Origin of the sequence: Streptomyces sp. TRM70350 (assembly GCF_019219825.1) — a bacterium.
Lineage (GTDB): Bacteria > Actinomycetota > Actinomycetes > Streptomycetales > Streptomycetaceae > Streptomyces.
The window spans coordinates 1-9,760 of the sequence record NZ_JAHUXH010000062.1; the positions used below are offsets into that span (position 1 = coordinate 1).

Consider the following 9,760-nt stretch of genomic DNA (forward strand, 5'->3'; position numbering starts at 1 on the left):
CGGGGCCTGCACCCGGCCGCCCAGCACACCGGCTACTACAACGACCCCGACATGCTGATGGTCGGGATGAACGGCCTGAGTGACGCTCAGAACCGGCTGCACATGGGCCTGTGGGCGATCTCCGGCGCCCCGCTGCTGGCCGGCAACAACCTGGCCACAATGAGCACCGCCACCCGCGACATCCTCACCAACTCCAAGGTCATCGCCATCGACCAGGACCCCCGGGGCCTTCAGGGCGTCAAGGTCGCCGAGGACACCCGCAACCTCCAGGTGTACGGCAAGGTCCTCTCGGGCAAGGGCAAACGCGCGGTGCTCCTGCTCAACCGCACCGGATCCGCCGCGAACATGACCGTCCGCTGGGCCGACCTCGGCCTGACCACCGCCTCCGCGTCCGTCCGCAACGTGTGGACCGGCACCAAGTCCAAGTCCCACGCCACCAGCTACACCACCAGCGTCCCGGCGAACGACGCCGTGCTGCTGACGGTCTCCGGCACCGAGGGGTCCGGATCGACGTACGAGGACACCACCACCGCCACCACCACCCCGACGTTCAGCAACGTCACCGCCTCGACGGCGGGCACCAAGCTGGTCGACATCACGTACGCCAACGGCGGCAGCACCGCCCGCAAGGCCACCATCCAGGTCAACGGGCAGTACAAGTACGTCGTGGCCTTCCCGCCGACCGGCTCGGCGACCACCTACCGGACCGTGTCCGTGCTCGCCCACCTGGGCAAGGGCAACAACACCGTGCGCTTCGCAGCCGTCTCCGGCAGCACCGCCCCCAACGTCGACGCCATCCGGGTCCAGGGGATCCCCGGCACCGACGGCGTCGCCCTCGTCGGCTCCGCCTCCAACCGCTGCGTCGACATCGACAAGAACACCATCACCAACGCCACCCAGGCGCAGATCTGGGACTGCGCCGGTGGGCGCAACCAGACCTTCACCCAGACGTCACGCGGCGAGCTGGTCGTCTACGGCAACAAGTGCCTCGACGCCGACAACAACGGCACCACCAACGGAACCAAGGTCATCATCTGGGACTGCAACGGCGGCACCAACCAGAAGTGGACCGCCAACTCCGACGGCACCCTCACCAACAACCTCTCCGGCCTCTGCCTGGACGCATCAGGCGCGGCGACCGCCAACGGCACCAAGCTGCTCCTGTGGACCTGCAACGGCCAGAACAACCAGAAGTGGACCCTCACCTGACCTGACGCCGCCACGGTGTGATGTCACCGTGGCGACCACGAACCCGATCCCGGCAACCGAACCTCCGGTTGCCGGGATCTCTTACGTCCGACCTCGGTCCTCGCCCCGGCACGCGGGAGCCGGACATGCGCTGGGCGCCACGATCGGGCAACTCGGATTCGAGCCGTACGGTCTGACCGGACCGCCAATCCACGCGGCGATCGTGTCCTCCGCCGGCGCCCATCCGGCCTGCGGCAGCGTGGCACCGGCAGGTGCTGCCTGTTGCCACCGCTTTTGAGGGACCGGCGAAATGAGCGATCTTGAAAACCGTCGTGGCAGATCGGTCAGGGGCCTTCGTCATGCAGGTTGCCTGTTGTGACCGCAGTGGCCCGGCCTAGCAACGTCACGTCAGGGGCGCGACAGATGCCGCTCCGGCGGGGGAGCACGCCCTGGCTCTCCTCCGCCTTGCCCGCCACTGCATCAGCATGCTGTTCGCCATGCCCTGTGACGGCACCTGCCACGAACCCCGGCCTCCCGAGCGGCTGGCCCGCCGGAGAGTATCGGCTCGACAGGCCCCACCGCGTCCCGCCCGCACACCGCGCACCGACCCCGGCGTGTGCCGGCTCGCCGGTGGACCGGCTGGGTGGGCAAGGCGCCCGGTCACTCCGGCCGGTCGCTCCGGTGCCACCGTCGGCAGGCGACGGGCCAGTGGTGCGTGCAGCCACCTCCCTGTCGGCGTGGTGACGAGGACCGGGCACGCCCCCTTCTGGCTTGGGAGCGGCAGTGTTGGGTGCGGCGGTGGCGCTTCCGGTCTACGGATATGTGCCTCCTGCTGAAGCCCCCGAGAGGCATTCGATAGAAACCGGTTGCTATAAAAGTCGACCGACCCCTTGACGGTGAACTTGCTCGTGCAGCAGATTGCCGCTTGACGGACCAATCCCGCCCCATGCGCCGCTGCGGCGCCGGGCTTTAATGCGCTGAACAGGGATTATCACCGCCCGAACGTTCCATCAAGGAGTCCCCATGAGCTCGATCCTGTCCCGGCGAACCGCCCTTCAGGCCGCGGGTGCCGTCGCTGTCGGCAGTATGGTCAGCGGTGTTGCGGGCACCGCTCAGGCTGCGGCCGCAGAAAACGGTTCCATGGACGACATCGTTGTCATCCATCCGGCCCTGCCGCAGGTGCCGGTCAACAACTCCTTCACCGTCAAGGTCCGGCCGCTCGGCGGCACCTGGCAGAGACTCGGCGTCTACCTGGCCAAGCTCGCGCTGATCGACGCCGTCACCGGCAGCAACCCGGTCCAGAACTCCTCCTGGGCCTCCTTCGACTTCTCCGGCACCGTCGAGGTCGAGGTCACCTACAACCCGGGCGGCGCGGAGAAGTTCCGCATCCGCCCGGACTCGTACGGCATCAAGCCCGAGGTGCTCGGCAACACCGCGCGCTTCACCCTGGACCGGCCCCGCAACGTCGTCGTCCAGGTCGACGACAAGATCTTCGACTGCCTGCACCTGTTCGCGAACCCGATCGAGCAGGACGTGCCCGCCGAGGGCGACAAGCACGTCATGTACTTCGGGCCCGGTCTGCACACCCCTACCGACGGGGTGCTGAAGGTGCCCAGCAACACCACCGTCTACCTGGCCCCCGGTGCCGTCCTCGTCGCACACGTGAATATCGAGGGAGTGGAGAACTCCCGGGTGATCGGCCGCGGTGTGATCTACAACTCCAAGTGGGGCGCGATGTTCGTCCGCAAGTGCGAGAACGTCACGATCGACGGCATCACGATCCTCAACCCCCGGTACGAGAACATCCGGGTCGCCGAGTGCCAGAACCTCACCATCAAGAACCTGCGGGCCTTCAGCCGCGAGGGCTGGGGCGACGGCATCCAGCTCTACTGCTCCGAGAACGTCACGATCGACGGCTGCTTCCTGCGCACGTCCGACGACTGCATCGCCCTCTACACCCACCGCTGGGACTTCTACGGCGACACCCGCAACATCACCGTCAAGAACTGCTCCCTCTGGGCCGACGTCGCCCACCCGATCAACATGGCCGTGCACGGCAACCCCGACCCCGCCGCACACGAGATGCTGGAAAACCTGAACTTCGAGAACATCGACATCCTCGACCATCGTGAGCCGCAGGTGAACGCCCAGGGCTGCATCGCCATCAATGCCGCTGACGGCAACCTCGTTCGGGATGTGAGGTTCGACGACATCCGCGTGGAGGACTTCCGCTGGGGCCAGCTCGTCCACATGCGGGTCATCAACAACCCGAAGTGGAACAAGGCGTCCGGCCGCGGCATCGAGAACGTGTACGTCAAGGACCTCAGCTACAACGGCAGGAACGCCGACGTGTCGATCATCGCCGGGACCGATGCGGAGCACACCGTCAAGGACGTCACCTTCGAGAACCTCCGTGTCAACGGCAGGGTGATCGCCGACAGCGGGGGCAAGCCGAGGTGGTACCTGGCCTCGGACGGTGTGCCCATGTTCGTCAACGAGCACGTGCAGAACCTCCGCTTCCTCACCACCGAGGAGGCCGCGGCCCTGTGACCGCCGGCGGTCGGCCCGGCGTCTTGCCGGGGGGACGCCGGGGCCGACCGCCCTTTGCTGTGCGGCAGCACCACAGCTCCGGCCTGGCTTGCCTTCGGCGCCTCAGACCAGGCGGTTGACGACGGGGCGCGGACACCGGGGGGAGGCGGGCCGCCGCAGGGACGATCCAGGGAGCCGCCCCGGAGCGGTGGCGGAGCCATTGCTCGAGGCCAGGGCCCCTTCTGACGGATCTCCACGGCGTTGCGACCGGCGACGGCACCGGAACCGCGTTTCGACGCCAACGACGCCGGAACGAACCGCCGCAGAGGTCGAGCTGCCCTCGCCTGCACCCGAACTGCCCTCCACCGCTCCGGCGTCGGCTCCACCGTCGCCGTCCCCGGTGCCGCCCGCCCTCGGGAGCCTCGCCCGCAAGGTCGCCGACGAACACCGCGCCCGGACCGGAACCGACATCGACACGTCCTGGCAGAATCCGCCCCCGTTGGCTGAACTCTCCATGCTGGCCTCCCTCGGCCCCCCTGCCCGAGCTGGCCCGCCAACCGCCGGGCTTCCGGACGGGTTCCGCTGCTACGACCTTCGTCAAACCGGGCACACCCTTTCGACCCGCTCCGGCGCCACCCTCAAGGACACGATGGTCCACGCAGGGCAGTCCTCCGAGAAAGCCGCGCTGATCTACCAGCACTCCGACGAGGAGCGAAAGCGCGAGGTGGCCGCCGGACTCGACGACCTGGTCCGCACCGAGCGTGCGAAGGACCACAAGGACGACCCCACGCACCACAGCGGGGAGATTGCCGACGGCCAATGGTGCGGTTGTGGTGTGCGACCGGCCCACCGGTCTAGACAACAAAGAAACCCCCGAGTCCATGACCTGAGGGTCTCTGCTGGAGCGGGTGACGAGAATCGAACTCGCGCTCTCAGCTTGGGAAGCTTGTGTGCTCTGAGGTCGATCGGGTTGCTGACCTGCAGTGGAGCGGGGCCGGCGCCTGGTCGGCCGTGCGTTGGCTGCCCGGTGTTCCCCGTGGTTCCCCGCAGGACCTGGCATGCATCTGGCACGGCAGCGATGTGTAGAGGTGCAGCTTCCCTCAAGGGCGGTTCTCGCGGGTCAGTCAGGCGCTACGTTTGGTTTTCCACTCCCCTCCGCGCGTCCGCCTTCTGGAGATCAGCCGCCGTGTCCACGATCACTCCGTTGCTGCCGGGAGATCCCGAGCGCGTTGCCTCCTACCGCATCGTTGGTCGGCTCGGGACTGGCGGCATGGGAACCGTGTACGCGGCCATAGACCCCTGCGGTCGCCGAGTCGCCTTCAAGGTGATTCATGCCCAGCACGCCGCGGACCCAGAATTCCGAGCACGTTTCCACCGCGAAGTTGCGGTACTGCGCCGGGTAGGCGGGCCGTGCCTGGTGCCGCTGGTGGATGCGGCCCCGGCGGCCGACATTCCGTGGCTGGCCACCGACTATGTTCCCGGCCCTACCCTCCAACAGCATGTGGCCGCACAGGGGCCGCTTACCGGAATACAGTTGCATCTCTTCGCGGCCGGCATCGCCAGTGCGCTGGCCGCCATCCACGCGGCGGGTGTCGTTCATCGTGACCTCAAGCCGACGAACGTCATCCTGTCACCGCAAGGCCCCCGTGTACTGGACTTCGGGATCGCCCACATCGCCGACGGCACAATGATCACCCGGACTGGGGCGATGTCGGGAACCCCCGGATGGATCAGTCCCGAACAGTATCGAGACGGAGCTGCCGGACCGCCCGGTGACGTATTCGTGTGGGGCGTGCTCGTAGCCCACGCGGCGACCGGGCGATTTCCCTTCGGCTCTGGTGCTCCTGATGTCGTGGCGTTCCGTGTAATGCGTGAACAGCCGGACCTGGAAGGGGTGCCCGACGAACTGCGAGGCATCGTCGCGGCCTGCCTGGTTAAGGAGCCGGGAGAGCGACCAACGGCCGACACACTCGCCGAGCAGACGGCAGACCTGCTGGGCCGACAGGTGACTCAGGTTCTGGACGGTGCACCTGACCAGCCCACCCTCGTACGCGACGTCATGTCGCAGCAATGGCACATGCCGGCCATTGATGACCGAGCTTGGACGACCACTGGGGTCCGGCGCCGTCAAAGGCGCTTCGCCTGGTTGGCAGCCGCTGTCGGCGTGCTTGTCGCGGCAGCCGGAACCTGGGCGGTGACTACTCTGGATAGGGGCGGAGTGACGACCGACAAGGCATCCGGCCCTGTATCCAGCCCCTCCGATGCCACTTCTACCCAGGACAACAGCTCAAGCGTGGCCCCGTCCACCAGCGCGACGGCCACCGTGCGCGCCGTGTCCTCACCGTCCTCGGCGCCCCCACCGTCTCCGACGCTCAGCAGGACCCAAGTCAACACGATCACGCCTTGGGCCATTGGCGGTTACCCCGCCGATGGCATCACTGTCACCGGCGAAACCATCGGCTCATGCTGGACTTCATCTGAGGCCACGATGCGTCTCGATGCCTGGCGGTGCAGCGCCGAGGGCGAGATCCTTGACCCGTGCTTCGCTCCAGATGAGAGTCCCGAGCACGAAGCTCTGCTCTGCATGGGCACCAGCCCTACCAGGATGGTCCGACTCACTCTGGTCGAGCCGCTGCCGGGCAATAACTTTCATATCCCCGGCGGTCCTCAGATCTCCCCCGTCATCATCGTCTTGCCTGACGGAAACACCTGTCGCGTGATGACGGGTGCAACCACCGTGGTCGCCGAAGAACGTATGAACTACGCGTGCGAGAAAGGCGGTCACCTGTACGGAGAACCAGACAAGACCGATGCAGTCTGGACCATCTCGTATAGGGCCGAAGCAGCGGGCACCAGCGCCAGCACCTCGATCGCCAGCGTTTACCAGTGAGCGCTGGAGGGCGGTGCAGGGCTCTGGCCTTCCTGCACGCTTTCCAACTGTGGTGGTGTGCCCGGGGCCCGCGTACGGGGCTGTTCACGTGCGTTCATGGAGGGCCTACTCGTGGACCGCACCCGGCTCCTGGTCCCGTTTGAACGGCCATGAACCGGACTGAATGAGACGGAAAATGAGACGGGCGGCAATGACGGGTTCCCTGATCATGCACCCAGGGAGCGTCGTCACGCTCATCGTGCTTGCCACGTTCCGCTGTCGAGCGACGTCAGACGGCCCGGGAACGGCCCAGTCTGCCCCGGTGCAAGGTGCCGTCCTCAGGGGCCAGTTGTGCCGCCTGCCTGAACCTCAGCCGATGACAGTCAGCCACGATGGCGGGGCAGCCGACCGACCGGGCGCGCGTATGCCTCGCTGTGCCCCAACCGGCCTCAGCCACGCTGCTGGTGCCGTCAATCAGAGCAAGCCGCGCCGACCGGGCCGTAGAGCACTTCCGGAGACTCGCTCGCCGTGCTGCCTGAGTGGACGCCCAGTGACTGGGTTCGTGCCGACCGGCCAGGCGCGTGTGCCTCGTTGCATGGTGTGTGGTCGACCGGTGCGAGCAGTAGCGCCGGCCCAGCCATGCTTCAGAGGTCTGTGCTGTCGACAACTTGAGCCGTGAGACTAAGTGATGAACAGAGAAAAGAAACCGAAGGGGTGCCGCGCTTCGTCTTAGCTTCGCAAGCCCTCAACCTGGGAATCGGTCGTGTGATACGACTGAACACACTGCCACCGAGACGAAAAGGAACGATAGTGGATATTAGACTCAACGATAGTCACCTACCGGAACTGTTTGTGCGAGCCGACTCTCTTTCATTGAGCGGCCAACGTGCTTATTTGCTAGGCACAAGGCTACGACTGACGCTCGCTGTATGTTCTGCCATTCTCGCGGTTGGTACATTCAGCGTAGGCGCAGTTGATCTCGCTTCCCTCGCAGTCGCTGTCGCATTCCTCGTCACTTTGCTTATTGAACTTTGGCTGTTGGCCACCAAGCCTGAGCGCAATTGGTATGACGGTAGGGCGCTCGCAGAATCAGTCAAAACACTGACATGGAAGTATGCGGTAGGAGCGCAACCCTATACCTTGTCGTGCACGCCGGAAGAAGGCGAACTTTGCTTTATAGAGAATATTGAATCTTTGATCCGCGAGATGCCGTCTGATTCGATAGTCTTGGCGTCTCCCGTACGCATCTCGGAACGAATTCGTGAGGTTCGTGATTCGCCTCTCGACGCGCGACGTTCCGTATATCTCAGAGATCGAATGAGAATCAAATAGCTTGGTATTCAGAAAAAGCGACAAGGCATGTCAAGTCCGCTAGTCGATGGCGTCTGACGCTAGTTCTTGTTGAGGGTTTGGGGGTTGTTGCAGCTCTTTTGAAGGCCAGTGGAATTGTTTCTGTCGACCTGCCTGGAATTTTGGCTGCCATCTTGGGTGCTGGGTCAGCTTGGCTTGCTGTGCGCCAACATGAATCGCTAGGCCGCGCCTACACTTTCGCAGCCAATGATCTCAGTATTGTGCATACGAGACTGCGGAGCGCGGTAAACGAGACAGCGTGGGCTCGAGAGGTTGCTGACGCCGAGGAAGCCATTAGTCGTGAGCATACGATGTGGCGGGCTTCACGCGGATCCATGTAGTAGAAGCAGGTGAGGGTGCAGCCAGCGGCCGACGACGAGGTCGCCTGCACCCTTCTCTGCTTAGGACAGATTCAGTCTCTCGGAGACCTCAGAGATACGTCGATCCCACTCGTCCCAAACGGCTTTCCCGTCCATGAAATGCTGCAATGAAGCCCGCATCTTCTTGATAACGGGACGCATGGATTTGCTTAGATTGGAAGTATCCGTAAGTGTGTTGGCGAACTCCTGCACGCTCTCAACCATGAAGCGATTCTGAGCGCCAGCGGTTCTGATTACCGTGAAGAAATTGCCGACCTGTTCTGCATTTTCCGCCGTCACGCCTTCCTCTTCGACCATGCGAATAAGCCCCAGTACGCCGGGGTCAATCGTGACGATGGTTGCAGAGTAGTCGTTGCCCAGTTGACTCATTCGATCGACTGGATCTTTCAGATCTTTAGATAGTTCGTTCATGATTCGCAGGCGTCCTGCAAATCCGCCGCCGCGGGCATCGGAGCGGGCGGATTCTTCGTTGGCTCGTGTGACTCGTTCTCCGACTTCCCGGACCGTTACGTTGAAATCTTCCATTACTTGAGCCCAGCCTGGCAGTGCACTTTCAGCATCTGCCATCAACTCCAGCATCCCAGGTTCGTCATCTGTGTCAGTGCTGTCAGGGAGAAGGATCGGAGGAGGTTCAACCTCCGCAGTCTGTTCGATGATTTCGACAAGGCGAGCGGCGAGCCGGTTAACCTCCTTTCGATAAGCAGGCGAATCCTCATCTTCCAGTCGAAGCTTTGTCCAATCCATATACTGTCGCTCCGCGATTAGAGCTACGACTTCGTCGCTGGAGTCCGGCTCCCGAAGTTGGGGGACATCGAAATACAAGATGGGTAGAAGCAGTTCTTGCAATCCCAAGCTCTTTGCGTGGCCGATGAAGGTGAGAATCTCCCGGCGACACTCCTCGCTTTTCAGAAATCGAGGAGTGATGATGGGCATGAAAAAGGTTGACCCAGTTAGTGCGCTGTCAATTCTCTTGCGCCATTCGTCTCCCCACCTGATGTCCTTTTTGTCAATAAAGACATCGAACTCGTCTGCTGTGATCCCTTCAAACTCGTTTGCGATTTTGCTTGCCAGCCGCCTGATGCGCCCTTCCTCGATCTCGTCGTCGCGGTGGGTGTAGCTCCAGAAGCCAGCCGGGCTTGGGTTCATCGTCATGTGCGCATGTTAACTAGAGGCAATTGCAGCTGAAGTGGTTTTCACAAAGCTGAACGTAGGAAGTCGCTCGTCATCCGTGTTCTGAGAGTGTTGACGAGCACACCAACCTCCGCCAGTACGTGCAACACATCCTCTGGGACGACTGCTGCGAGAGCGCGGCCCTGCCCCCGGCAGGGCTGGAGCGGGGCGGAGACTGGAGCGCAGGCCCGGCCGGGGGCAGGGCCGCGCGCGGTGAGCGGAGCGAGCCGCCTTGAACCCGTGGAGAAGGTTGTAACTCAGTCGGTTGCTGTGC

General features: G+C 63.9%; 6 protein-coding genes. 5 read left to right on the forward strand and 1 reads right to left on the reverse strand.

All coding sequences use genetic code 11. The features are described from left to right. The 5 genes from KWI83_RS37245 to KWI83_RS39665 form a co-directional block, all read left to right on the forward strand. Positions 1-1,209 (forward strand): ricin-type beta-trefoil lectin domain protein (locus tag KWI83_RS37245; protein ID WP_218518801.1); only part of this gene is annotated, 1,209 nt, incomplete at its 5' end. 1,002 nt (positions 1,210-2,211) lie between these two features. Then, entirely contained in the window at positions 2,212-3,738 is a 1,527-nt protein-coding gene (locus KWI83_RS37250) for a glycosyl hydrolase family 28 protein (protein WP_218518802.1), read from the forward strand. Positions 3,739-4,903: 1,165 nt separating this feature from the next. Continuing rightward, on the forward strand, positions 4,904-6,607 hold the full coding sequence (locus tag KWI83_RS37255) for a serine/threonine-protein kinase (protein ID WP_308122394.1): 1,704 nt from the start codon (positions 4,904-4,906) through the stop codon (positions 6,605-6,607). An 831-nt stretch (positions 6,608-7,438) separates the two neighbouring features. Next, the gene (locus KWI83_RS39660) at positions 7,439-7,918 is read left to right on the forward strand and encodes a DUF4231 domain-containing protein (RefSeq protein WP_308122395.1); all 480 of its coding nucleotides are present in this window, start codon (positions 7,439-7,441) and stop codon (positions 7,916-7,918) included. Further along, a complete protein-coding gene (locus KWI83_RS39665; protein WP_308122396.1) occupies positions 7,915-8,277 on the forward strand; it encodes an SLATT domain-containing protein in 363 nt (120 codons plus the stop codon). The genes KWI83_RS39660 and KWI83_RS39665 overlap by 4 nt, the downstream gene beginning before the upstream one ends. Positions 8,278-8,337: 60 nt before the next feature. On the opposite strand, the gene KWI83_RS37265 is transcribed toward KWI83_RS39665, so the two are convergent. Next, positions 8,338-9,468 (reverse strand): toll/interleukin-1 receptor domain-containing protein, encoded by a 1,131-nt coding sequence (locus KWI83_RS37265; protein ID WP_218518803.1) that lies wholly within the window; start codon positions 9,466-9,468, stop codon positions 8,338-8,340. Between the last annotated feature and the right edge of the window lie 292 nt (positions 9,469-9,760).